This is a genomic window from Nocardiopsis codii (assembly GCF_036327455.1).
Taxonomy (GTDB): domain Bacteria; phylum Actinomycetota; class Actinomycetes; order Streptosporangiales; family Streptosporangiaceae; genus Nocardiopsis; species Nocardiopsis codii.
Genome location: NZ_JAUZMY010000003.1, coordinates 301,931 through 325,815, shown reverse-complemented (window position 1 = coordinate 325,815; position 23,885 = coordinate 301,931). Strand labels below are relative to the sequence as shown.

The window sequence follows — 23,885 nt, the reverse complement described above, 5'->3', positions numbered from 1 at the left end:
GGCCCCGTGTTCGCGCGCGTCCCCGCGGTTCCCCGTTGTCACCACCCGTCACGGGTAGTGAGTCCGTATCCGAGGGGGATTCGGTGACCGAAATGCAGAAAGGGGGGTTAAAGGCCAGGTTGCTCTCGGCCACTATGGAGTCATGACCCAGCGCTCGGAACAACTGGTACTGGACTATCTGTCCGAGGTCGGCCTGGTCCTGCACGGTCGGATGACGCCGAGGGAGCGGACCGCCTACCTCACGGAGGTGCGTTCGCGGATCGACGCCCGCCGCGCCGCGGCGGAGAGCGACGGCCCGGAGACCGTGCGAGGCATCCTCAGGGGCTTCGGCAGCCCGGAGGACCTGGTGGAACGGGATATCGCGGGCAGGGACCTCGACATCGAGGACGAGGAGCTGATCCCGCCGAGGCCGCGCCACGCCGACCGGCCGCCACCGCCCTGGCGGGGCGGCCCCAGCCGCGGACTGATGTCCCTCGTGGAGGGGCCGCGCCAGACGGACATCCACATCACCGGCCGCCACGCGGACCGCGCGGCCCGCGCCGCCCGGAGCACCGCCGCCAGGGGTGGCCCGCGCGGGGCGGTGGCGCTGGTCCGCCACCATCCCGCCGAGGCCACCGCCCTCGGCCTGATGCTGCTCACGGTGCCGTGGGCCCTCGACCTCGCCTACCTGTGGGTGCTCGGCGCCGCGCTCGTCGTGCTCAGCCGGGTGTGGACCGGCCGGGACAAGTGGGTCGGCGTCGGGGTCCCCCTGCTGGCGTGTCTGCTCGGTATGGCCCTGTGGAACGGGGAGGCCAGGTTCGTCGACCAGTACATCCAGGAGTCCCTGGCCTCCACCGGGGTCGTCGGCCTCGCCCTGGGCTCCCTGGTGTGCGTGGTCTACCTCTACCCGAGGGTGCGGCGCTCGGCCGACGCGGCGGAGCGCCGCGCCCGGGCATGACACCGCGCACCCCGCGGTCACCCCGTGCCGGGGTCCTCCGGAGGGGCCGGACGGGCGTTCGTGCAGTTCCGGCTGGTCATTGCTTGGCAAACGCTAAGGAATAACCTTTTACGGTCGGCCCGTTACTACGAGTCCTGCGACACGGATTCGGGTAACCATGTCAGTACACCGTCGCTTTCACTTAACGACGGTCGTATCGGTAACCGGTGACCCGACCTCCAGTTCGGGTGCCACCCCGGTCGAGGCGGCCCGTTCCACCGCCGGGTCCCGTCCCGCACTCCGCACCCAGCGGCGGGGGCCGCCAGCACCGTACGAGGCCCGGGTGAGCCGTATCCGGGCCTCGTCTGCGTTCCGGGGAGACCGTTCGGCGTCCCGCGACGAGTTCCGCCGGGTTTCCCGCCGGAGGAATACGCCCTCGCCTCCGGACGGCCTTCCGCACTAACCTGGATCCACCACCCATGGAAACCACGGGAGCCCGGGGAATCGGGCGGGACACGGGCACCCGCGTGCCTTTCCGGCCCCGGCGCCCGCCAGCGAAAGCACGAGGTCTCTACGTGCCCACCGGCAAGGTCAAGTGGTACGACGGCGACAAGGGTTTCGGATTCCTCACGCGCGACGACGGCGGTGAGGTCTTCGTGCACTCCTCGTCGCTCCCGCCCGGCACCGCGGCTCTGCGGCCCGGCCAGCGGGTCGAGTTCGGGGTCGCGGACGGCCGCAAGGGCGCACAGGCTCTCCAGGTCACGCTCCTGGACGTCCAGCACTCCGTCGCCAGGGCCCGCCGCAAGACACCGGACGAGATGGTGGCCATCACCGAGGACCTCATCAAGCTGCTCGAGGGGCTGTCCACCGGCTACCGCAGAGGCCGCCACCCGGAGCACAGGGAGGCCGCCAGGATCTCCTCCGTGCTGCGCGTGGTGGCCGACGACCTGGAGGCCTGAGCCCTCCGGGCCCTCCCGTTCCGCCCCGGGAGGGCCCCTGCGACACCGCAAGACTTGATCAAGAGCATGTATCGGGCGAACCTTGACCCGCGTTATGGTCAAATCGGTGCTCGCGATCAGTGAGAATGGGGAACGTGAGCCCTTCTCGACGTTCTCCTGTACCGGACAAGGCCTGTGTCGACGCGGTGGAGTTGGCCCGCTCGGTGGCCGCCGAGGCCGGGCGACCCGAATGGGTGGGTGACGCGCTCACCCCCCAGGTCGAGGACACGCGCCTGGTCACCCACTACTTCACCTGCCTCGACCCCGCCTACCCGGGGTGGAACTACGCGGTCACCGTCGTCCGCGCCTCGCGCGCCAAGGACGTCACGGTCAACGAGGTCGTTCTGCTCCCCGGCAAGGGCGCTCTCGTGGCGCCCGAATGGCTGCCCTGGAAGGAGCGGCTGCTCCCCGGCGACCTCGGCGTCGGCGACCTCCTCCCCACGGAGGAGGGCGACGAGCGCCTCATCCCCGGCTACGCCCAGGTGCCCGGGAGCGAGCTGGACGACGAGGGCGTGGACCAGCAGATGGTCTGGGAGCTGGGGCTGGGCAGACGCCAGGTCCTCTCCGAGGCCGGGCGCGAGCAGGCCGCGGAGCGCTGGTACAACGGCGAGGCCGGTCCGCGCAGCCCGATCGCCGCGGCAGCGCCCGACCGCTGCATCACCTGCGGCTTCATGACCCCGCTCGCCGGTGAGCTGCGCCAGATGTTCGGCGTGTGCACCAACGAGTACGCGCCCGACGACGGCCGCGTCGTCTCCATGGACCACGGCTGCGGCGCGCACTCCGAGGTGCGCCGCCCCGAGCCGCAGTCCGGCCCCAGCGGCCCGGTCATCGACGAGATGGGTTACGACCACATCGTCTTCGACGACACCGCCGAGCTGGAACTGGTCTCCTCCGAGTCCTGACGGGCCGCGTCCCGCCTCCGGAGAAAGCACGCCCCGCCGCACTGTCAGACCCTGGCCCCCCGTCCCGGTGGGCTAGGGTCTTCCTACCGCACCCACCCTCGCCCCGGGTGCACCGTGCCGGGTCGTGCCCCGCAGCGCAGGAGGAACCCACCATGGCCGAGCCGGTGACCGCTTCGGCAGTCGACCCCTACAACACCGCCGAACTGCGACGACGCGTCCTCGCGGCGTGGGCCGACGCCCCGGCCAGGTTCAGGGAGGACGCCAACGCGGAGGAGGACTTCGCGCTCGGCGGCTACCGCGACCGGGTCGTGGTCGAACTCGCCCAGAACGCCGCCGACGCGGCCCGCAGGGCCGGTGTGCCGGGAAGGCTGCGCCTGGCCCTGGACGGCCTCCGGCTGACCGCGGAGAACACGGGCTCCCCGCTGACCTCCGACGGGGTGGAGTCGCTGGCGACGCTGCGCGCCTCCACCAAGCGCGGCGAGCGGGGCGCGACCGGACGCTTCGGCGTCGGCTTCTCCGCGGTCGCGGCGCTCAGCGACGACGTCACCGTCGACTCCGGCGGCGCGGCGGTCCGCTTCAGCGCCGAGGCCGCCCGCGAGGCCGTCGCGGGGCTGCTGGCCGAAGGCGGGGCCCACGCCGACCTGGTGGACGAGGTGGGCCGCCGCTCCGGGCACGTGCCCATGCTGCGGCTGCCGTTCCCCGCGGTGGCGGAGCCCCCGGGCGCCTACGACACCGTCGTCACCCTCCTGCTCCGCGACGAGCCGGCGCGCCTGCGCGTGCGCGAACTCCTCGGCCGCACCGGGGAGGCGCTGCTGCTGGCCCTGCCCGGCCTCGCGGAGGTACGCGTGTCCGTGGACGGGGAGGAGCACGTCCTCACCCGGCAGGACGTGCCCGCGGACCCCGCCGACCCGGCAGCGGCGGACGTTCCGGACGCCGTCCCCGCCTCGCTCGCGCCGGACGGCTCCTCCGTCTCCGGTAGCGCCTCCGCCGCACAGGTGGCGGGTACCGGCGTCGCCGACCTCGTCACCGGCCGCCGGGACGCCGAGGGCACGCGCACCACCCTGTGGAGGGTCCTCAGCCGCTCCGGGGAGTTCGACCCCGCCCTCCTGGCGGACCGCCCGACGGAGGAGCGCGACCGCACCTCCTGGTCGCTGACCTGGGCTGTTCCCGTGGCCTCCGACGGCACCCTCGCCACCCTGCCCGCCGACGTCGAGAACGTCGTCCACGCGCCCACCCCCACCGACACCGAACTCGACCTCCCCGCCGTCCTCATCGGCACCTTCCCGCTCGGCAGCGACCGGCGCGGCGTCCAACCCGGAGCGGCCACCGACCTGCTGCTCATGGAGGCGGCCGAGGCCTACTGCGCGCTCCTGCGCCGGTTCGAGGGCCGAGCCGCCCTCGACCTCGTACCCGGCACCCGCGTGGGCGGCGGCGCCGTCGACGCCGTCTTCCGCGCCCGCGTCGCCGGACCCCTCCAGGACACCCCGTTCCTGACCACCGCCTCCGGTGCGCCCGTCGCCCCGCGCGACGCGGCGCTGCTCGACACCGGCGGGACCGGTGGCGCCGCGGACCTCGCCGCCCTCCTGGCCGAACTCGTCCCCCAGCTGCTTCCCGGGTCCTGGAGCCCGCGCCACCCGGCGCTCGCCGCCCTGCGCGTCCACCGCCTCGGCCTGGCCGACGTCGCCGACCTGCTCGCGGACACCGACCGGCCGCCGAGCTGGTGGGCGTCCCTCTACTCCGCGCTCGACATCGCCGGGAGCGGCGGCGCCGACCTGGACGAGCTCGGCTCCCTCCCGGTCCCGCTGGCGGACGGCCGCCTCGTGCGCGGCCCCCGCTCCCTGCTCCTCCCCGGTGAGGACTGGGCCGACCTCGGCGACGCCCGGGGCGACAGGATCTCCGCGGAGGCCCTCGCGACGCTGGGCGTCCGACTGGTCCACCCCGAGGCCGTCGACCCGCTCCTGCAACGTCTGGGTGCGGTGGAGGCCGGCCCCGCCACCGTCCTGTCGGACCCGCGGACCGAGGCGGCCGTTCGTGACTCCCTCGACGCGGACGACCCCGAGCCCCTCGCGGAGGCCGTCCTCGACCTCGTCGCGGCCTCCGGTACGACCGTCGCCGACGCGCCCTGGCTGGCCGAACTCGCCCTGCGCGACGACGAGGACGGTTACTCGGTCGCCGCCGAACTCCTCGTCCCGGGCGCCCCCCTCGCGGCCCTGCTCGTCGACGACGCCCCCTTCGGCACCGTCCACGAGGACCTCGTCGAACGCCACGGGACCGACACCCTGCGCGCGGTCGGCGCCCTCTGGGAACTCAACGTGGTCCGGGTCGAGGAGGCCGCACTGGGGGAGGACCTGGTCGCGGAGTTCGACGGCGCCGCGGGTGAGGACGGGCCCGACGGCCTGGAGGACTGGGCCGACGAGGTCCTCGAACGCGTCGGCGACCCCGATCTGCCGCCGGTGGTCCCCGAACTCGTGTGCGTCGCCGACCTCGACTGCGTGGCCGACGACAGCTGGCCGCAGGCCCTGGCGATGCTGTCCCGCGGACCGCTCCGCGCGGCCGTCACCGAGCCCGCCCGCCTCCTGATGCCGGACGGCCGTGTGGTGGACGTGCCCTCGTACACGTCGTGGTGGCTGCGCACCCGCGCCCTCCTGGGCGGCAGCGCGCCGGTCGAACTGCGCACCACCGACGCCGACCCGGCCCTGTCGGGTCTCTACGACGAGGTCCCGGCCGACGTCGACCCCGAGTTCGCCCGCGCCCTGGGGGTGCGCGCCACCCTCGCCGACCTGATCACCGACCCCGAGGGGCCGGACGACCTGCTCGCCCGTCTGGCGGACCCCGCACGGCACGTGGACCGGGCCTCGCTGCGCCTGGTGTGGACCGCGCTGGCCCTCGTCGACACGGAACTGGTGACCCCGCCGTCCCGCGTACGGGCCGTGCGCGGCGGGGAGATCGTGGTCGCCGACGCGGAGGAGGCCCTGGTGGTCGACTCCCCGGACCTGCTGCCGCTGTTGGAGGGCCGGCCGCTGGTCCTCGCCCCGGACGACGCCGCCGAGGCCCTGGCGGACGTACTCGACCTGGACCTGGCGAGCGAGTCGGTCACGGGGAGGATCGGATCCGCGGGGCAGGTCCGGCCGGTCCCCGGCGAGGCCGACCTGTTCCTGGACCCCGCGGGGGAGCCGGACCGCACCTACCTGCACCACGAGGCGCTCACCGTGGACGGCGTCGAACTGGAGTGGTACGTCGGCGACGGCTCCGTGCACGCGTCCACCACCGACGGCCTGGCGCGCGCCCTGTGCTGGCGTGCCGGGCAGTGGCCCCGTCGGCACCTGGTCGCCGCCGCGCTGCGCGACCCGTCCTCCGCCGCCCGCCTCCTCGCCGAGGCGGACCTGGAGTAGCGCGGGACCGCGCCGCGCACGGCCCCCGGCCCCGCCGGGGGCCGGGTCAGGCCAGGACCTCGGCCAGACGCCCGCCGAGCCCCTGCTCCGGCTCGCCCCACGCGCTCACCTCGACCTCGTCGCCCACCGCCAGACTGCCCGGACGGGTGACGGCGAACATGGCGCCGAATGACACCCCGCCCTCGTCCGCGCGCCGGTAGCCCGCCAGGGTCCGCAGCGGCTCGGGCCCGCTCCTCTCGCCCCGCACCTGGTCCACGGTCGTCCCCACGCAGCGGATGCACACCTTCGCGTAGCCCAGCTCGACGGTCCCCAGGCGGACGGAGCGCACCCGGTCCTCGGTGTGCGGCTGCTCCCACCCGGACACCACGACGTTGGCGCGGAACCGGTCCATCGGCACGGGCTCGGCGCCGCGCTCCAGGATGCGCGCGCTGAGCAGGTCCAGGGAGGAGCCGGACGCCAGGAGGACCGCGGTGCTGTCCGCGAAACCGCTGGTGCCCGGGGTCGTCCCCCCGGTCAGGCGTTCGTGGTCGTCGGGTACCCGGACCAGGCGGCTCGGCGCCCCCAGCACGTCGGACAGCCATCCGGCGACCGTGTCCCCCTGGTCCACGCCCACGAACGGCTTCCTGTGCAGGACGACGTCCAGTCGGGGTCCTCCGGGGTCGACCTCGACGTCGACGGAACCGAACCCGTCCGTGTCCAGGCGCAGGCGGGCGCCGTCGTCGCCGATCCCGGCCCGCACACGGGCCAGCCGGGGGTCGTTGCGCTGGCTGCGGAAGCCGCCGCCGCCGTCGACCACCATGAACGTGCGGTCATGGGTGATCCCGGCGGGGGTCACGAGGGCGGAACGCAGGGAGGTTCCGGCGCACCCCTTGACGGGGTAGTGGACGAGTTCGGAGATTCGGGCCATGGGCAGACGGTACCGTCCGCACGGCGTGCCGCCCTCCGGGAGTCCCCCGCTCCGGCGGGGTGCGCCGCCGCAGGTCGCAGGGCGAACCACAGGGGGCGCTCCGGTCGGGGCACGCGGTCGTACCCTGCTCGGTCCACCGGATAGCCTCCCCTTCTCCGAGACCGCGTTACGACACCGACGGGATCCCCCCATGCGCGTCACCCTCCCCCTCCTCGCCCTGGGAGCCCTCCTCCTCTCCACCGGCTGCTCCGGCGCGGAGGAGGACGCCGCCCCGCCCCCCGCGACGCCCGCGCAGGACGGGCCGGCGGAGCACGTCTTCGCGCCCGGGGAGCAGATCACCGCGGACCTCACGATGTACGACGGCGACGACGGCCGCCGGACGCCGTTCTTCTCCGGGTACCGGCCCACGATCGAGTTCCGTCACGGAGGCCTGTCCGGTGAGTGCGGGGTGCGACTGCCCGTCGAGTTGCGGGAGTTCCCTCCGGGGGAGACCCACACGGTCGTCCTGGAGTGCGGCACGGAGGTCGTGGTCCCGGCGGACGATCGGGGGTTCGCCCTGGTGGAGGACGGTGTCGAACGCGGCACGGGCGAGGTGGTCCTCACCGGGGAGGGGTGACGGACGGGCCTCCGCCCGGTGGGACGCGCCGACGTCGGCCGACGCCGCCTGACCGCGGAGTCCGACACCCGCTCCCGGTTCGAGCTGTCCCACACCGCGGCGGAGCGGACCATCGCCTTCTACACGGCTCCGCCGGAGGAGGACCCGGCCGGGCCGGCCTGAGCCGGAGTCGCCGGGGCGGGACACGGGACCGCCCCGGCCACCGGGGGCCGGGGCGGTGGGCGGATCAGCGGGCGACCCGGAAGAACCCCTCCGAGATGAGCGTGCGCAGCGCGTCCGGCGTCCGCTCCCGCACGACCGCCGGGTCCTCGCCGATCAGCTGGGCGATGGCGTCCAGGAGCGGCCCCACGGGCATGGTGCCGTCGCACACCCCGGCCAGGGCGGCCTCGACGGTCCCCACCCGGGCGACCCGGCGCAGGCCGTTCTGCTGGCGCAGCACGATCTTCTCCGGGTCCGGCGCCCCCGGCCTGCCCACCCGCTCCTCCATCACACCGGGTGCGAGCGCGACGTGCGCCGACAGCAGGGCGGCGTCGGTGAGCCGCAGCGCCGTCATCGCACCGTCCACCACGTCGGGCAGGTACGGGCCGACCGGCTGCTCGATGTCGTGGCGGAGTTCCTCCACGCGCACCGTCGCGTCCTGGGCCACGTCGTTGCGCAGGCTGATCCAGCCGAACCCGATGCCCTTGATGCCCTCGCGCTCGAAGTAGTCCAGCCAGGCGTCGTAGCGCCGGGTGTACTCGGGTGTGCCGTGCTCGCAGGAGTCGCGCAGCCACAGCTCGACGTACTGGGCGGGATCCTGCACGTCGCGCTGGACCACCCAGCCCGAGCAGCCGGTCCCGGTCACCCAGCCGCCGACCCGGTCCTTCCAGTCGTCGCCGTCGGAGTGCACCCAGTTCGCGAGGATCTGGCACCAGCCGCCCTCGGTGAGGTGCGCGGGAGCCTGCCGCACCAGTTCGGCGCAGACGGTGTCGCCGGGGAGGTCGGACTCCCGGTAGGTGTACCGGGACGAGTCGGGGGTGATCACGAACGGCGGGTTGGACACGATGAGGTCGAACCGCTCGCCCTCGACCGGCTCGTAGAGGGAGCCCTGGGCCAGGCGCGCGTCGGCGACCCCGGACAGGGCGAGGCTGATCCCGGCCAGGCGCACGGCGCGCGGGTTGAGGTCGGTCGCGACCACCTCGCGGGCCCGTGACGCCAGGTGCAGCGCCTGCACGCCGCAGCCGGTGCCGACGTCCAGGGCCCGTTCGACGGGGCCGTCGACGATCAGCTGGGACAGGGTGGCGGACGCGTTGCCCGCGCCCACCACGTGGTCGTGGCGGGGGACGGCGCCGCTGCCGGGCCGCACCTTGGGGTCGGAGACCACGAAGCCGGGTCTGCCGTCCTCCAGGTCCCACGGGCCGAGGTGGACGAGGGCGCGCACGACGGGCCCGCCGGCGCCCTCCTCGACGGTGACCAACCCGGCCTCGGCCAGTTCGTCCACGGGCAGGACGGCCCGCGCGGCCCGCGCGGGGATGGGCGACTGGAGCCACCACAGGCGCAGCAGCAGTCCGAGCCGTTCCTCCCCGCCGGTGGCGCGCAGGGCGGGCACCAGTTCTTCGCGGGCCAGTGCTCGGGCGGCGGCGTCGCCGAGCCGGTCGCGGACGCCGGACACCGTGTAGTCGGCGTCGATGAGGATGCCGCGGAGTCGGTCGGCGAGGCCGCGCGGGAATTCTGTCTCAGACACCCGCCCATTATCGGGCAGAACAGCGGTGCCCCGCTGACAGCGGGGTGCGACCTGGTCAGGTGGTGTCGGAACGGCGGGAGGCCACGCGCTCGGCGGACTCGTCGCGTTTGCGGAGCAGGCGCGGAATGTACAGGAATCCGAACACGCCGAGGGCGGCGCCGGTCACGCAGACGCCGATCCACCAGCGTTCGGTCTGGGGGAGGGCGTCGCCCATGGCGACGAGGACGACGAGGGCGACGGCCCACGCGAGGGTGCCGATCGCGGCGGGCACGCGGTAGTCGCTCTCATGGACTTCCGGGTCGGGCTGGCGAGGTTTGCGCACGGTCCAAGGCTATCCGTTCACACGGAGGCGGCGCCGGTGCTCCCGGGCCCGGAGCTCCGACCAGGGAAGTGTTCGTCACACTCCGTCCTCGGATCATCCGACCATATGGTGATTTATATGAAACTCGTGTGAAACACGTGTCGGCCGTTGTATGAAGATGCAACTAATCTGGCGCAGAATCCTTGTTGTCCGGTAACACGACCAGGTCAGGCTGACGACGTGAACGCACCAACTCCATCCCCCACCGACGACAGAGCGGCCTCCGCCCCCAGGGGCCCCGTGGACCGCTTCTTCCACATCTCCGAGCGCGGTTCCACCTTCGGCACCGAGATCCGTGGCGGTCTGGCGACCTTCTTCGCCATGGCGTACATCATCGTGCTGAACCCCCTGATCCTGAACGGCACCGCCGACGTCAACGGCGATGTCCTGGAGGTCCCCCAGCTCGTCGCCGTCACCGCCCTGGTCGCCGCGATCAGCAGCGTCCTGATGGGCATCGTCAGCCGCTACCCGTTCGCGCTCGCCGCGGGCATGGGCCTCAACGCCGTCGTCGCGTACGGTGTCGCGCCCCTGATGTCCTGGTCCGACGTCTTCCTCCTGCTGATCGTCGAGGGCATCATCCTCACGATCCTGGTCATGACCGGCTTCCGCACCGCTGTCTTCGCCGCCATCCCCGGCGGGCTGAAGATCGCCATCGGCGTCGGCGTGGGCCTCTTCCTGACGATCATCGGCTTCGTCAACTCCGGCTTCATCCAGGGCGGCGGCGGCACGATCGTCAGTCTCGGCAGCGGCGGCCTCAACACCCTCCCCCTGCTGGTCTTCGTCATCGGCCTCCTGACCACCATCGCGCTGTACGTGCGCAAGGTCCCCGGCGCGATGCTGCTGGGCATCGTCGTCTCCACGGCCGCCGCGATCGTCGTCCAGTCGCTGTTCGGCGACCGCGGTGAGGGCCTCGCCTGGCAGCTTCCGGGCTCCACCCCGAGCCTGCCGACGTCGTTCGGCGACGTCGTCGCCCTTCCGGACCTCTCCCTGATCGGCCTCTTCGCCGAGGGCGGCTTCAACATCGCGGCCCGCTGGTCCGACGTGGGCATCGCCACCGTCGTCATGCTGCTGTTCACGCTGATGCTGGCCGACTTCTTCGACACCATGGGCACCATGGTCGGCGTCGCCCACCAGGCAGACCTGATCGACGAGGACGGCAACCTGCCCAAGACCCGCGAGGTCCTGGCCATGGACGCGTTCGGCACGATCTTCGGCGGTGTCGCCTCCGCCTCCATCGCGACCGTCTACGCGGAGTCCGCCGCGGGCGTCGCCGAGGGCGCGCGCACCGGCATCGCGCCCATCGTCACCGGACTGATGATGCTCGTCGCGACCTTCTTCGCGCCGCTGGTCACCATCGTGCCGTTCGAGGCCGCCACCCCGGTCCTCATCATCGTCGGCTTCATGATGCTGCTGCCGGTCGGCAAGATCGACTTCATGGACCCGGCCGTGGGCCTGGCGTCGTTCTTCGCGATCGTGATCATGCCGTTCACGTACTCGATCGCCAACGGCATCGGGATGGCGTTCATCGTCTTCACGTTCGTGCGCCTGGTCGAGGGCAAGCCGCGCCAGGTCCACCCCCTCATGTGGGTGGTCTCCGCGGTCTTCCTCCTCCACTTCGCCGAGGCTCCGATCTACGCGCTCATCGGCTGACCCCTCGCGTCCCGGGGATGGGGCGGGAATTCCTGCGACAGTGGGCGGCGTTGACTCCAGTGATGAGTCAACGCCGTTTACTTATGTGTCCACACCATGGTGCGGTGGCCGCATCGGTCCCTCCCCGGCAACCCGTCCGGGCCGGGGGGAACTGATGCGGCGTATCGCCATGTTCCGCTCGCTGGCCGTCCGCAACTACCGGCTCTACGCCATCGGCCAGCTACTCTCCAACCCCGGCACCTGGATGCAGCGCATCGCCCAGGACTGGTTGGTCCTCCAGCTCAGCGGCGGCAGCGGCATCGCGCTCGGCATGACCACCGCGCTCCAGTTCCTGCCCCTGCTCCTCTTCGGGCTGTGGGGCGGTGCGCTCGTCGACAGGCTGGACAAGCGCAAGCTGCTGATCTGCACCCAGAGCGTCATGGGAGCGCTCGCCGTCGCCCTGGGCGTTCTCGCCACCGCCGGCGCGGCCGAGGTCTGGCACGTGTACGTGTTCGCGTTCGCGCTCGGACTGGTCACCGTGCTCGACAACCCCGGGCGCCAGGCCTTCGTCCCCGAGATGGTCGACCGCGAGCACCTGTCCAACGCGATCGCCCTCAACAGCGCCAGCTTCCAGCTCGGCAGGGTCACCGGCCCCGCCATCGCCGGTCTGCTCATCGCGGTGATCGGCAGCGGTCCCGTGTTCCTCGTCAACGGGGCCTCGTTCGGGTTCACGATCATCGCCCTGGCGATGATCCGCACCGCCGAGCTGACCACCACCGAGCCGGTGCCCCGGGGCAAGGGGCAGATCCGCGAGGGGCTGCGCTACATCGGGGGCAGACGCGACCTCGTGCTGCTGCTGATCCTGGCCGCCGCCACCCAGTTCTTCGGGGCGAACGGGCAGAACCAGATCGCGCTGGTGGTCAACAACGTCTTCGAGGCGGGCGCCGCCGCGTTCGGCGTGGCCGCCGCCTTCCTGGCCGTGGGCGCTCTGGTGGGGGCGCTCCTCGCCGCCCGGCGCGACCGGCCCAGGCTGCGCCTGGTGCTGATCGGGGCGATGTCCTTCGGCGTGCTCCAGGTGGTCGCCGGGCTGATGCCCGGCTACGTGGCGTTCATCGTGGTGCTGGTGCCCATGGGCATGGCCTTCCTGACCTACGTGACGACCCTCAACGCCACCTTCCAGCTCAGTGTCGACCCCCAGATGCGCGGGCGCGTCATGAGCATGTTCCTGCTGGTGTTCATGGGCGTGGCGCCCATCGGCGCCCCCGCGGTGGGCTTGCTGGCCGACGCGTTCGGGCCACAGGCCAGCCTGGTCATCGGCGGCACGGTCACCGTGCTGGTGGTCGCGGCGCTCACCGGCCCGCTGTTCAGGGTGCACGGTGTCAGGGTGCGCGACCTGCTCCCGGGACGGCGGAGGGCGGCCGCGCCCCCCGGACCGGAGGAGGCCGTCGAGGTCGAGCGGGTCCTGGTCGAACGCGAGGCGGACGGCGCCACCGCGGTCGAGCTCACCGGTGGGTCCGACGACCCCCGGCAGCCCCCCGAGGACGCGGTCACCCGCGCCTGAGACACCGGCCGTGCCCCGCCGTCCTCGGGGCACGGCCGGAAGCCGGAGCCCGCACCGGACCCGGCCGGTCAGGCGGTGACCACCCGCGTCACCACCGACACCGAGCTGATCAGCAGCAGGCCCAGGACCGCGCGCCGGAACAGCTCGGCGTCCAGCCGCCGGAAGACCCGCTCGCCCGCCGCCATGCCGACCAGCATCGCGGGGATCCCGACCAGCAGCAGTGAGCCGACCACGGGCGTCAACCTGCCGCTGACCCAGAACCCCGCCAGCGAGGCGGCGCTCGTCGCCGAGAACATCACCGACAGGGTCGCCCGCTGCACGCGTGGCTCCATCCCGGTCCCCTGGAGCGCCGCCACCATCAGCGGGCCGTCGATGCCCGTCGACGCGAACGAGGCGCCGGACAGGGCGCTCACCCCCGCCAGGACGGGGGTCCCCCCGGGGATCCGGGTCCTCCGCCACACCAGGAACGTGCCGGCCAGGACCATCACGGCGATGGCCACCATCAGGACCCGCTCCGACAGCGCGTTGAGCAGCCACACGCCGAACGGGACCCCGGCCAGGCCGAACCCGAGGAACAGGGCAGCCAGGCGCCGGTCCACGTGGCGCCTGTCCCGTGCGGAGATCCACACACTCACCGGGGCCGACATCAGCCCGGCCACCACCACCGCCGTCACCGGGTCCACGAGCAGGGCCAGCGGCGGCACGGCCACCAGGGAGAAGCCGAACCCGGTCGTGGTGCGGACCAGCGACCCCAGGGCGAGGACGAGGAACACACAGGAGATGACGAGCATGGGCGGGCGGCTCCGGGGACGCGGTGACGGGGCCCCGCAGACCCTACTCCCCGGGATGCGGAGGGGAGCAGGGGGAGGGAAGGATGGGGGGATGAGACTGTTCGTTGCCCTGGTGCCTCCGCCCGACGTGGTGGAGACGGTGCGCGAGGCCGTCGACCGGGGGCGCCGACACACCCCCGACCTGCGGTGGACGCCTCCCGGTGAATGGCACCTGACCCTGCTCTTCCTCGGCGAGGTCGCCGACGACCTTCTGCCCGGACTCACCGCCGCGCTCGGGAGGGTGGCCCGCAACCGGAGGCCCCTGGAGCTCGCGGCGCGCGGCTGGGGGACCTTCCCGCGCAGCAACGCCCGCGCCTCGGTGCTGTGGTCCGGCGTCAACGGCGACACCCAGGCCCTCGACATCCTCGTCGGCCGGCTGCGGGCCGCCGCCGACCGGAACGGCGTCACCGTCGACCACCGCCCGTACGTGCCGCACATCACGGTCGCCCGGAGCCGCCCCGCACGGGACCTCGCCAGCACCGTCCACTCCCTCGGAACCCTGCGCAGCCGCAGGTGGGAGGCGCGCGAGATGCACCTGGTGGAGAGCCTCCCCGAGTCGGCGGACCGCTACCGGACCGTCCGTACCTGGGCGTTAGGCTGGGAGCCGGATCCCACCCGACCATCGGAGCGGAGCACGTCATGAGCATGCTCACCAACAACCGCAAGCAGCGCTGGCTGCTGCCTGTGGTCCTGGGCTCCATCATGCTGATCGTGGTCCTGGGCGCCCTGGTGGGCTGAGCCCGGCCGCGCCCGTGCGGCGCCGCCCGCCCCGACACCGGCCCCGGGGTTCCGCCCCCGTCGCCCCTCCGTGATCAGGGCCCGCGGGCACCCGGACGCGGTCCCGGTCAGGCGGCGGCGGAGGCCAGGCTCGCCGCGTGCGCCACCAGGGCCGCGTTGTCGTACGCCTCCGTGCCGTCCGGGAGCCGCATCGTGTCCTCCAGGCCGATCCTGACGTCGTAGCCCTCGGACACGGCCCGCTCCAGCATCGGCCAGGCGGTCGCGTCCGCCCCGTGCAGCATCCGGGGGGCGTCCACCCGCGCCCGGTCCAGGAGCGAGAGGATCGCGTCGGCGTTGCGCTCGGCGTCCTCCAGCGCGACCTGGGTGGGTTCGACCAGCACCGACGACACCCGCATCTTCGTGGCGACCAGGATGCGGGCCGCCTCCACCGTCCACACCCCCGCCTCCACGGCCACCCTGCGGTCGTCCAGGAGGTGTGCCAGGTCCACCGAACCGGCTTCGTGCAGGTTGAGCGTGACCGAGTCGGGTAACAGCGGGGACGCCCATCTCTGCACGAGGTCGTAGCGGCGCCACGGGTCCGACTCCGCGGACAGCGACGTGGTCAGCGACACCGGCACGGCCGGGCCGTCGGACCGCAGACCCTCCATCAGGGGCGCGACGACCTGCGGTTCCAGCGACTCGGCGCCGCCGGGGTCGCGCGGATGGACGTGGATGGCGTCCGCGCCCGCGGCGACCACCGCGTGGGCGTCCGCCACCAGCTGGTCCACGGACACGGGCAGAGCGGGGTGCGCCCCAGGGCGGCGGTCCCCGTTCAGGCAGGCGACGATCCTCATGAAGGCTCTCCTTACGGCGCTCCGTAAGCCGAATGTGCCCGCTCGCACCCGGGTGCAAGCCACTTCCGCCGAGCCCTGGCAGGATGGCGTCCATGAGAAGACCGCTCGCGCTGGTCGCGACCGCACTGCTCGCGGTACTCCCCGCCGCCCCGGCGCTGGCCTCCCCCGAGGACCCGGAGGCCCCGAGCGGGGGAGTCGACTACCCGAGGGGCGGCGAGGGGCCCGAGGGGTCGGAGGTGGCGTTCGAGTTCCAGGACGCGAGGATCTCCGAGTCCAGCGGCATCGCGCCCTCCGCTCTGCACGAGGGCGTGTGGTGGACGCACAACGACAGCGGGGAGCACCCGAGCGAGGTGTACGCGGTCGACGGTTCCGGGCAGACGCTCGCGACGATCGCCCTCGGCCTGGAACGGCGCGACTGGGAGGCGGTCGCCGTCGCGGAGGGGCCCGACGGGGCGCCCTCGGTCTTCGTGGCCGACATCGGCGACAACTTCGGCGGCAGCTGGGCGGAGTACAGGGTGTACCGGTTCCCGGAACCGGAGGTCCTCGCCGACGGGGTGGTCGAACCGGTGACGCTGACGTTCACGTACGCGGACGGCGGCAGGGACGCGGAGTCGATGATGATCGATCCGCGCGACGGGCGGATGTACGTGGTGTCCAAGGAGTTCTCCGGGGGCCTCTACGCGGCTCCCGAGGTCCTGGATCCCGAGGGCGCGAACGTGCTGGAGCGCATCGACTCGGCGCCCCTGTTCGCCACCGACGCGGCGTTCGGCCCGGACGGCACCCGGTACGTGATCCGCACCTACTGGGGGGCCACGGTCTACGACTCCACCGACGGGGTGCCGGGCCGGCCGCTCGGCTCCTTCGACCTGCCGGAGTCGGAGCAGGGCGAGTCGGTGGCGTTCACGCCCGACGGGACCGCGCTCATGGCGGGGACCGAGGGACTGAACGCGCCCGTGTGGCGGATCCCCCTGGAGGACCGGTACCTGACCGACGAACCGGTGGAGGTCGCGGCGGAGGCGGATTCCCCGTCCGGGGAGGACGGCGGGGACGGGGCGGACGGGGGCGGCGGGGACGGGAGCGCGCTGCCGTTCATCCTGGGCGGGGTCGCGGTCGCGGCGGTGCTCATCGGCGGGATCGTCCTGCTCGCCCGCCGGGGCTGACGCCGCCCGGGCCCGTCGGGGTCGGCTGGTCGGTCACAGGGGCCGGGACGCGCCGCTCTCCTGCCCGGCATCCCCGGCGGTCCCGAGAGGCCGGCCGTCACGGCGCCTCCTCCGCCGTCTCCCTCCGGGCGCGCAGCGCCCGGACCTTCTGGCGGTTGCCGCAGCGTTCCATGGAGCACCAGCGCCGTCGGCCGGGGCGCGAGGCGTCGACGAAGACCAGCTGGCAGTCGTGGGAGCCGCACTCGCGGATCCGGTTGGCGAGGTCGCCGGTGAACAGGTCGACCGCGTCGCGGGCGAAGGCGGACAGGACGGCGGTCGCGTCGGCGGGCTGGACCCACGAGCGCTCCCCGCCGGGGCTCATGGCCGGGGCCAGCGGGGGGTGGGCGGCGGCCCGGTTGACCTCGGCGACGTCCTCCGGGGGAAGGGGGAGCCCGCGCGTGCGCGCGTCGGCCATGCGCCGGAGCGAGTCGCGCAGGCGCCGGGCGGCCCCGAGCTCCGACTCGGAGACGCCGACCAGCTCCGGATCCAGGCGGAGCCGGGACAGAGCGAGCCAGTCGGCGAGGTCCCGGGGCTCGTGGAGGATCTCGTAGCGCGCGTACGCGCCGGGGCCCCCGGTGACGAGCAGTTCCAGGGACAGGGCGCCCGGGTCGAAGGCGAAGGGCGCGCCGTGTGCGGGGTTCATCGGCAGGGCGGCTGTACTCCGGGTCATGTAACCAGTATAACTGGAATCACTTGCCGGGGCCATGGCCGGATGGTCCCGGGGACGAGGCGAGGAGACCCCCGATGGCCGTGGAATGGCAGCTCGTGGTGGACTGCGCGGACCCCGTCGCCCTCTCACTGTTCTGGGCGCGGGCACTGGAGTACGAGCCGGAGGACAACACTGTGCTCATCGACCGCCTGGTCGCGCAGGGGATCGTGAAGGAGGAGGACTACCGGGAGGTGGACGGGCGCAAGGTCTTCGCCACGGTCGTCGCCATCCGGCACCCCGACGACCCGGTGGACGAGACCAACGGGATCGGGCTGGGGCGCCGCGTGCTCTTCCAGGTCGTGCCCGAGCCCAAGACCGTGAAGAACCGGGTGCACCTCGACCTGAAGGTGGGCCCCGAGCGCCGGGCCGACACCGTCAGGCGGCTGGAGGAGCTGGGGGCGACCTACGTGCGGTCCGTGGAGGAGCCCGGGGCCTCGCACGTCTGCATGCGGGACCCCGAGGGGAACGAGTTCGACGTCCAGTGACGCGGGGCGCCCCCGGGGGCGTCAGCCCTCGACGGGCTGGGGGTCGAGGAAGTGCTCGCGCACCAGGAAGGCGTGCCGGGAGAAGTCGGTGAACACGCCGTCCACGCCGACCTCGAAGAACGCCTCGTACTCCGCGGCGAAGCCGCCGTAGTCGCCCCGCTCGCCGTCCGAGCGCAGGTCGACCGGCAGGAAGTGGTTCTCGCTGCGGAAGGTGTACGGGTGCACCAGCAGCCCGGCCGCGTGCGCGTTCTCCACGAGGTCGGTGGGCTCTCCCAGGGTGCCGTCCTCGTCGGTGGGGATGACGAGGCTCTTGGCGGGGCCGATCGCCTGCGCGAAGGTCGCGACCTCGGCGAGGCCGTCCGGGGTCGTGTAGTGCAGCCAGTGGTCCTGGGTGCCGAGCAGGAACACGAGCGGCAGCTCGGTCTCGGCGAGCTTGCGCAGGCTCTCGGCCTCGAAGGACTGGAGGAAGACCGGCAGCGCCGGCTCGGGGCCGGTCAGCCCCGCCTCGCGCAGGGTGGCGATCAGGGACGGCTCCAGCTCCAGCCCCTGGGCGACGTGGTACGCCGGGTGCTTGGTCTCCGGGTAGATCCCGATCGGCCTCCCCAGCTCCTTGGTGAGCGAGAACGCCAGCTCGACCACCTCGTCCAGGGTCGGGATCCTGTAGGCCCCGTCCATCAGGGCGTTCATGGCGCGCACGTCCTGGAGGCGCTCGACGGCGCGCAGGGTCCGGATCTCCTCCAGGGTGAAGTCCTGGGCGAAGAACCCGGTGATCTCACGGCCGTCGACGGTGCGCGTGGTGCGCCGGTCGGCGAACTCCGGGTGCTCGCCCACGTCCGTGGTCTCGCCGATCTCCTGCTCGTGGCGGCAGATCAGCTTCCCGTCCCGGGTGGCGACCAGGTCGATCTCGATGAAGTCGCCGCCGTGGCGGGCCCCCAGCTCGTAGGAGGCCAGGGTGTGCTCGGGACGGTGCCCCGACGCACCCCGGTGGGAGATGATCTTGATGGGGATTTCCTGCTTGTTCTTGTTCCTGCGCACAGCCGAACCGTCCTGAGAAGCCGAGATGCCGGGAAAGAGGGAGGCCGACCCATGGGAACACGGGTCGGCCACCATTGTGCAACGTGGGGTGAACGGGTCAGGACAGCCTGGTGAGCACGTGGTCCACGCACTCGGTGAGCGCCTGGACGTCGCTCGGCTCGACGGCCGGGAACATGGCCACGCGCAGCTGGTTGCGGCCGAGCTTGCGGTACGGCTCGGTGTCGACGACGCCGTTGGCGCGCAGCACCTTCGCGACGGCGGCGGCGTCCACGTCGTCGCTGAAGTCGATCGTGCCGACCACCTGGGACCGCTTGGCCGGGTCGGTGACGAACGGGGTCGCGACCGGGGACTTCTCGGCCCAGCCGTAGAGGATCGATGAGGACTCGGCGGTGCGCGCCACCGTCCAGTCCAGACCGCCCGCGGTGTTCATCCACTCCAGCTGCTCGGCGAGCAGCAGCAGCGTGGCCACGGCCGGGGTGTTGTACGTCTGGTCCTTGCGGGAGTTGTCCACCGCCGTGGTCAGCGAGAAGAACTCGGGGATGTACCGGCCGCTCGCGGCGATCTCGTCCACCCGGGCCAGGGCGCGGGGCGACATGACGGCCAGCCACAGCCCGCCGTCGGCGGCGAAGCTCTTCTGCGGCGCGAAGTAGTAGACGTCGGTCTCGGCGATGTCGACGGGCAGGCCGCCCGCTCCGCTGGTGGCGTCCACGAGGACGAGCGCGTCGTCGTCGGCGCCCGCGACGCGCCTGATGGGCGCGGCCACGCCGGTGGACGTCTCGTTGTGGGTGAGGGCGTACACGTCCACGCCGGCCTCGGCGACGAGCTCGCCGTGGCTGCCGGGGTCGGTGCTGATGACGGTGGGCTCCCCCAGCCACGGTGCGCCCTTGGCGACCTTCGCGAACTTGCTGGAGAACTCACCGAAGGACAGGTGCTGGGACCTGGAGCGCAGCAGGCCGTGGGCGGCGATGTCCCAGAAGGCGGTGGTCCCACCGTTGCCGAGGACGACCTCGTACCCGTCGGGCAGGGAGAAGAGGTCGCTCACGCCGGCGCGCACCCGGGAGACCAGGGACTTGACCGGCTTCTGCCGGTGCGAGGTCCCCATGTAGAGGGAGCCGGAGGAGGCGAGGGCCTCCAGCTGCGCGGGGCGGACTTTGGACGGGCCGCTGCCGAAACGGCCGTCGGCGGGCAGCAGGTTCGCGGGGATCTGAATCTCGTCGGTCACGGTCCCCAGGGTAGTGGTGGGAGCCGTGAGACCGCCGGTCAGGGGAGAGATTCAGGACGTGAATGCGCGTGACCGGAGGATCGAATCGTCACATTCACAGAAGTTGTGGCCGGTATGGGTCAGTACCAATTCGACCAAAACGGATGAATCTTCAGCTACCACTGTTGTCTAATGGGCCGCTTCGGGGGGAGTGGCGAGACCACACGAGCTGTGAAGGGGTTTCCGCGAGTGGTTGACGACCAGTCCGGCGCGCACGTCGCGGACCAGGGGAGGACCCCCCGGTTCCTGGCGGTCTTCGACGCCCTGCGCTCCCGACCCCCGCGCCGTCGGTACACCCGCGTCGCGCGCATGGAGCGCCGGGTCGCCCGGCGCCTCCCCGCCGACAAGCACGACGGCCTCCAACGGGGCGACGTCGCCGAGCCGCCCCCCGTCCTGGACCTGGCCGTCAGCCGTTCCGCGGACCGCCCCGAGGTCCTGCGCATGCTCCTCGAACGCGGGGGCGCGGACCTCGTGTGGCGTCTGCCCGAGGCGGGGGACCCCGGAGGGGGCCGGACGCCCGGGGACGGGGAGCCCGCGGAGGACGGGGCCGTGGAGGGCGCGAGCGGCGGCAGCGGCTCCGCTGCGCCCGTGCGGACGGGCCGGGCCGGCGGGAGCGGCTCCCTGGACCGGTTCAGAAGGCGCAGATTCCCGCGGAACACCGACGTGGAGGGCACCGGCGCACCCCTGGCCGATCCGCCGCCGCGAGGGGAGGGGGCGGACGCGGACACCCCCGTCACCACCGACCAGCTCTACGACCTGCTGGAGCACCTCGTCGACGGCCGCCTCGCCCCCCTCGGCGACCAGCCGGAGCCGCCGCGCCACCGCAAGCCCCCGGCCCCGCCCCGCTTCACCCGCCTGGGCTCCCTGCTCTGGCTGCGCAGGTGCGATCTGGCCGTCGTGCAGACCAACGTGTCCGGCTCCGAGGTCTCCCAGGACCGGGCCGAGCTCCACAGCGACAGCAAGACCCAGGTGGAGGTCATCAACGAACTGCGGCGCGTCCGCCTGGAGAGGGCCAGGGAGCGGCGCGAGCTCCTCCTCGACCTGGCCAAGCAGAGGACCTCGGCGCCCGAGGACGACGCGGCCCCGGCCGACGCGCCCTCCCGGTGGGAGCGGACCCGGAGCCTCTACGTCGTGCGCTGGCGCTGGCTCGCCTTCGCCGCCTCCCGCACGTCCCGGTGGGCGACCCGCGTCTCGGACAAGGTCACCTTCGGCAAGCTCGACGAGAAGGTGCTCACCCCGCTGGCCTTCGTCGTCTCCCTCGTCGTCACCGCCACCCCCTTCGCCGTCCTCGGCCTGGTCGCCCAACAGCTCAACGAGCTGATCGGCCTTCTCGCGGGCGTCGGCCTGACCGCCGCCTACGCGGTCGTCGCCTTCTTCCTCCTCCTGCCCTGGCGGCCCTACCGCTGGCTCAACAGGCACCGCTACGTCGCCCACGGCGCGGGCGGCGACAAGGCCCTCCCCAACCACCGGGAGCGCGGGATCCACGTTCTCGGCCAGCTCAACGCCCCCGACGGGGGCCCGGGCCGGATCAGTGCCGACACACGTCCGCCCGGGGTCCACCGGCTCGCCGTCAACGCCTTCCTCGACGACCTCCACCACGCCTACGGCGCCGCCGGACGCCGGCGCCGCAAGCGCAGGCAGCGCCCCGCCCTCATCCTCGAACAGGACCGGCTGGACCCCGTGGCCCGCTACCTCGTCCTCCTCGTCGAGGACGAGCGGTTGCGGCGCGGCTTCCCCGATCCGCTCCTCATCGTGCAGGTCCGCGACGCCCGGACCCCCTCGCTCGTGGCGGGCGCGGTGGACACCGGCAGGTACCCGTCCCTCCCCGAGGGGGAGGGCGCCACACCGCAGGCGCCCGAGGTCGGCCGCTGGACCCGGGCCCGGCACGCGGCCGGGACGCTCGGCACCGACCGGCTCGTCCGCCAGGAGGTGGGACCGCTGCAGGACGCCTGGCTCGGGCGCTCCTGGCAGCCCGAACCCGTCTGGGTGTTCACCGCCCCCGTGCTCGCCGGGCTCTGGACGGCGGGCTCCGCCGCCTGCGTCGCCCTGGCGGTGGTCATGGGGGTCGTGGTCGTCCCCGCGCTCCACCCCTGCGTGCAGCGGGGCCTGGTCGTCCCGGTCGGCGTCGACACGAGGAACGGCGAATGCGTGGGGGTCACCTTCGGGGACTTCGTGTTCCACGAGCGGCTGGAGGAGGTGACCGAGCGCATCCGGGACCAGAACCGGGCGGTCGACGGGAGCGGGGACCCCTACGTCACCATCGCCTACATCGCCGAGCTCGGCATCGCCAACCCCGACGACCCCTCGCTGTCCGGCGCCCAGGGCGAGCTGCTCGGCCTGGCCTTCCAGCAGGACCAGCACAACGAGCTCGTCGGCCGGGACGGCACGCCCAAGATCAAGCTCCTCATCGGCAACGCGGGCGAGGGGTGGGGCCACGCCGACAGGACCGCGCGGGAGATCGCCGCCCGCGCCGAGAACACGTACCTCGGCATGGACCGGCCGATCGGGGCGGTCGGCTTCGGGCACAGCGTCGCGCCCAACAGCGAGGCCATCCAGATCGTCGGTGACGCCGGGATACCGATGGTCGGGACGACCGCCACGTACGACGACGTCGCCCAGCACGGCGCGCGGCAGCACAACGAGTTCTTCTTCCCCGTCGCCCCCGCCAACAGCCGCATCGCCGAGCAGGCCGCGTACTGGGCCTACCACGGGGTGCCGTGGACCACCGAGGAAGGGGCCGAGCACGGGCTGGAGCCCGCCCGTACGGCCGTGGCCATCGCCAGCGGCAGGAGGGCCGCGGACGGCGGGGAGCACGAACAGTACGGCCCGCACCTGGCCGAGCTGTTCATGACGGCCTTCGAGGAGGAGGGCGGCACCGTCTGGGAGGGGGTGCGGGGGCTCGGCGCGCAGGAGTACGCCGACGGAACCCTGCTGTACCGGAGCGGTGACCTGGAGGAGGACACCACCTTCCGCGACCACCTCGACCGGCTGTGCACCGAGGACCCGCCGGACCTCCTCTACTTCGCCGGACGCTCCGCGGACTTCACCGCCTTCCACGACTACTTCAAGACGGCGGGCGGCTCGGCGTGCGTCGGAGGGGACATGACGATCCTGGGAGGGGACGACATCGCCAAGTTCGTCGCCGACGAGGAGGACCGCATCAGCCAGTCCCTGCGGCACCCGGTCTTCTACACGCCGCTGGCCGCCAGCGGGGACTGGGGCGAGTCGGAGGTCCTGGCGGAGGACGACGCGCAGGGGTTCTACACCGCGGTGGACCGCCTCGTCCAGGAGCTCTACCAGGAGGACGGGGACGACGAGGGGCGGCCCGTGCCCCGGACCGAGCTCCCGTCCATCGCGCACGCCGCCGTGGCCAGCGACGCCCTCCTCGTCGTCTCGCGGGCGATGCCGCACACCGGCCTGACCCCGGAGGAGCTCTCCGCACGGGGGCCGCTGCGCCTCGTCGGCCTGGACCGGACGCCGTTCCTCCGGACCCAGGAGGACTACGAGGGCAGGCGCGACCAGCTCCTCGCCGGCATCCAGGGGACGAGCGGCCTCACCGGCATGTCGGGCTACATCGAGTTCGACCGCTCGGTCGACGGCAACTGGTTCTCCGAGCGCCTGGTGCAGCTGGTCCTGGTCGGTCCGAGCTCCGGAGGCGACCGCCAGCACGTCATCCACCGGTGCGGCATGAGCAGCGCCGACCTCCGGCCGGACGAACCGGGGTGCGGGTGAGGCGCACGAGGGGCGCGGGGCGGGGTGGCGCGCGGCGGCCCGACGCGAGAAGATGCCC

The 23,885-nt window shown here is 73.1% G+C and carries 20 protein-coding genes; 12 read left to right on the top strand and 8 right to left on the bottom strand.

What is annotated here, in order from left to right:
• Positions 1-142: 142 nt before the first annotated feature.
• From Q8791_RS05180 to Q8791_RS05165, 4 genes are all read left to right on the top strand, one after another.
• The gene (locus Q8791_RS05180) at positions 143-937 is read left to right on the top strand and encodes a hypothetical protein (protein ID WP_330090405.1); all 795 of its coding nucleotides are present in this window, start codon (positions 143-145) and stop codon (positions 935-937) included.
• Between the two features lie 554 nt (positions 938-1,491).
• Positions 1,492-1,875 carry a cold-shock protein gene (locus Q8791_RS05175; protein ID WP_330090404.1) on the top strand — a complete coding sequence of 128 codons (384 nt, stop codon included), beginning with the start codon at positions 1,492-1,494 and terminating at the stop codon, positions 1,873-1,875.
• 185 nt (positions 1,876-2,060) lie between these two features.
• Complete coding sequence (locus Q8791_RS05170; RefSeq protein WP_330090458.1) at positions 2,061-2,816, top strand: DUF3027 domain-containing protein; 756 nt, start codon at positions 2,061-2,063, stop codon at positions 2,814-2,816.
• Positions 2,817-2,968: 152 nt separating this feature from the next.
• Positions 2,969-6,208 (top strand): sacsin N-terminal ATP-binding-like domain-containing protein, encoded by a 3,240-nt coding sequence (locus Q8791_RS05165; RefSeq protein WP_330090403.1) that lies wholly within the window; start codon positions 2,969-2,971, stop codon positions 6,206-6,208.
• Positions 6,209-6,254: 46 nt separating this feature from the next.
• On the opposite strand, the gene Q8791_RS05160 is transcribed toward Q8791_RS05165, so the two are convergent.
• Positions 6,255-7,115: an MOSC domain-containing protein gene (locus Q8791_RS05160; protein ID WP_330090402.1), complete on the bottom strand. Its 861-nt coding sequence runs from the start codon at positions 7,113-7,115 to the stop codon at positions 6,255-6,257.
• Positions 7,116-7,305: 190 nt separating this feature from the next.
• Between Q8791_RS05160 and Q8791_RS05155 the strand changes: the two genes are divergently transcribed.
• Both Q8791_RS05155 and Q8791_RS05150 read left to right on the top strand, forming a co-directional pair.
• Positions 7,306-7,731: a hypothetical protein gene (locus Q8791_RS05155; protein WP_330090401.1), complete on the top strand. Its 426-nt coding sequence runs from the start codon at positions 7,306-7,308 to the stop codon at positions 7,729-7,731.
• A gap of 18 nt (positions 7,732-7,749) precedes the next feature.
• Entirely contained in the window at positions 7,750-7,893 is a 144-nt protein-coding gene (locus Q8791_RS05150; protein WP_330090400.1) for a hypothetical protein, read from the top strand.
• A gap of 64 nt (positions 7,894-7,957) precedes the next feature.
• Here the strand turns inward: Q8791_RS05150 and Q8791_RS05145 are convergent, their stop codons facing one another.
• Positions 7,958-9,454 (bottom strand): DUF7059 domain-containing protein, encoded by a 1,497-nt coding sequence (locus Q8791_RS05145; protein ID WP_330090399.1) that lies wholly within the window; start codon positions 9,452-9,454, stop codon positions 7,958-7,960.
• A 55-nt stretch (positions 9,455-9,509) separates the two neighbouring features.
• Positions 9,510-9,776 carry a DUF2530 domain-containing protein gene (locus Q8791_RS05140; RefSeq protein ID WP_330090398.1) on the bottom strand — a complete coding sequence of 89 codons (267 nt, stop codon included), beginning with the start codon at positions 9,774-9,776 and terminating at the stop codon, positions 9,510-9,512.
• Positions 9,777-9,995: 219 nt separating this feature from the next.
• Between Q8791_RS05140 and Q8791_RS05135 the strand changes: the two genes are divergently transcribed.
• Positions 9,996-11,465: an NCS2 family permease gene (locus Q8791_RS05135; protein WP_330090397.1), complete on the top strand. Its 1,470-nt coding sequence runs from the start codon at positions 9,996-9,998 to the stop codon at positions 11,463-11,465.
• 154 nt (positions 11,466-11,619) lie between these two features.
• Positions 11,620-13,005 (top strand): MFS transporter, encoded by a 1,386-nt coding sequence (locus Q8791_RS05130; protein ID WP_330090396.1) that lies wholly within the window; start codon positions 11,620-11,622, stop codon positions 13,003-13,005.
• A 68-nt stretch (positions 13,006-13,073) separates the two neighbouring features.
• Here Q8791_RS05130 and Q8791_RS05125 read toward each other — a convergent pair whose 3' ends face one another.
• Positions 13,074-13,796 carry a sulfite exporter TauE/SafE family protein gene (locus Q8791_RS05125; RefSeq protein WP_330090395.1) on the bottom strand — a complete coding sequence of 241 codons (723 nt, stop codon included), beginning with the start codon at positions 13,794-13,796 and terminating at the stop codon, positions 13,074-13,076.
• 91 nt (positions 13,797-13,887) lie between these two features.
• Between Q8791_RS05125 and thpR the strand changes: the two genes are divergently transcribed.
• On the top strand, positions 13,888-14,478 hold the full coding sequence (gene thpR / locus Q8791_RS05120) for an RNA 2',3'-cyclic phosphodiesterase (RefSeq protein ID WP_330090394.1): 591 nt from the start codon (positions 13,888-13,890) through the stop codon (positions 14,476-14,478).
• Between the two features lie 202 nt (positions 14,479-14,680).
• Here thpR and Q8791_RS05115 read toward each other — a convergent pair whose 3' ends face one another.
• A complete protein-coding gene (locus Q8791_RS05115) occupies positions 14,681-15,406 on the bottom strand; it encodes a 3-keto-5-aminohexanoate cleavage protein (protein ID WP_330090393.1) in 726 nt (241 codons plus the stop codon).
• Between the two features lie 92 nt (positions 15,407-15,498).
• Between Q8791_RS05115 and Q8791_RS05110 the strand changes: the two genes are divergently transcribed.
• Positions 15,499-16,566 (top strand): hypothetical protein, encoded by a 1,068-nt coding sequence (locus Q8791_RS05110; protein WP_330090392.1) that lies wholly within the window; start codon positions 15,499-15,501, stop codon positions 16,564-16,566.
• Between the two features lie 97 nt (positions 16,567-16,663).
• Here the strand turns inward: Q8791_RS05110 and Q8791_RS05105 are convergent, their stop codons facing one another.
• On the bottom strand, positions 16,664-17,275 hold the full coding sequence (locus Q8791_RS05105; protein ID WP_330090391.1) for a CGNR zinc finger domain-containing protein: 612 nt from the start codon (positions 17,273-17,275) through the stop codon (positions 16,664-16,666).
• A gap of 74 nt (positions 17,276-17,349) precedes the next feature.
• On the opposite strand from Q8791_RS05105, the gene Q8791_RS05100 reads away from it, so the two are divergent.
• The gene (locus Q8791_RS05100) at positions 17,350-17,799 is read left to right on the top strand and encodes a VOC family protein (protein ID WP_330090390.1); all 450 of its coding nucleotides are present in this window, start codon (positions 17,350-17,352) and stop codon (positions 17,797-17,799) included.
• A 21-nt stretch (positions 17,800-17,820) separates the two neighbouring features.
• On the opposite strand, the gene Q8791_RS05095 is transcribed toward Q8791_RS05100, so the two are convergent.
• Both Q8791_RS05095 and serC read right to left on the bottom strand, forming a co-directional pair.
• A complete protein-coding gene (locus Q8791_RS05095; protein ID WP_330090389.1) occupies positions 17,821-18,834 on the bottom strand; it encodes a glycerophosphodiester phosphodiesterase family protein in 1,014 nt (337 codons plus the stop codon).
• A 97-nt stretch (positions 18,835-18,931) separates the two neighbouring features.
• Positions 18,932-20,056, bottom strand: a complete 1,125-nt coding sequence (serC, locus tag Q8791_RS05090) for a phosphoserine transaminase (RefSeq protein WP_330090388.1) — start codon at positions 20,054-20,056, stop codon at positions 18,932-18,934.
• A 228-nt stretch (positions 20,057-20,284) separates the two neighbouring features.
• Between serC and Q8791_RS05085 the strand changes: the two genes are divergently transcribed.
• Positions 20,285-23,827 carry an ABC transporter substrate-binding protein gene (locus Q8791_RS05085; RefSeq protein ID WP_330090387.1) on the top strand — a complete coding sequence of 1,181 codons (3,543 nt, stop codon included), beginning with the start codon at positions 20,285-20,287 and terminating at the stop codon, positions 23,825-23,827.
• Positions 23,828-23,885: the final 58 nt, after the last annotated feature.

Excerpts from the sequence above, each read along its gene's own strand:
- Q8791_RS05105 (WP_330090391.1), bottom strand. The coding sequence starts at position 17,275 with ATGACCCGGAGTACAGCCGCCCTGCCGATGAACCCCGCACACGGCGCG.
- Q8791_RS05130 (WP_330090396.1), top strand. The coding sequence starts at position 11,620 with ATGCGGCGTATCGCCATGTTCCGCTCGCTGGCCGTCCGCAACTACCGG.
- Q8791_RS05155 (WP_330090401.1), top strand. The coding sequence starts at position 7,306 with ATGCGCGTCACCCTCCCCCTCCTCGCCCTGGGAGCCCTCCTCCTCTCC.
- Q8791_RS05100 (WP_330090390.1), top strand. The coding sequence starts at position 17,350 with ATGGCCGTGGAATGGCAGCTCGTGGTGGACTGCGCGGACCCCGTCGCC.
- Q8791_RS05125 (WP_330090395.1), bottom strand. The coding sequence starts at position 13,796 with ATGCTCGTCATCTCCTGTGTGTTCCTCGTCCTCGCCCTGGGGTCGCTG.
- Q8791_RS05110 (WP_330090392.1), top strand. The coding sequence starts at position 15,499 with ATGAGAAGACCGCTCGCGCTGGTCGCGACCGCACTGCTCGCGGTACTC.
- thpR (WP_330090394.1), top strand. The coding sequence starts at position 13,888 with ATGAGACTGTTCGTTGCCCTGGTGCCTCCGCCCGACGTGGTGGAGACG.
- Q8791_RS05165 (WP_330090403.1), top strand. The coding sequence starts at position 2,969 with ATGGCCGAGCCGGTGACCGCTTCGGCAGTCGACCCCTACAACACCGCC.
- Q8791_RS05180 (WP_330090405.1), top strand. The coding sequence starts at position 143 with ATGACCCAGCGCTCGGAACAACTGGTACTGGACTATCTGTCCGAGGTC.
- Q8791_RS05115 (WP_330090393.1), bottom strand. The coding sequence starts at position 15,406 with ATGAGGATCGTCGCCTGCCTGAACGGGGACCGCCGCCCTGGGGCGCAC.
- Q8791_RS05160 (WP_330090402.1), bottom strand. The coding sequence starts at position 7,115 with ATGGCCCGAATCTCCGAACTCGTCCACTACCCCGTCAAGGGGTGCGCC.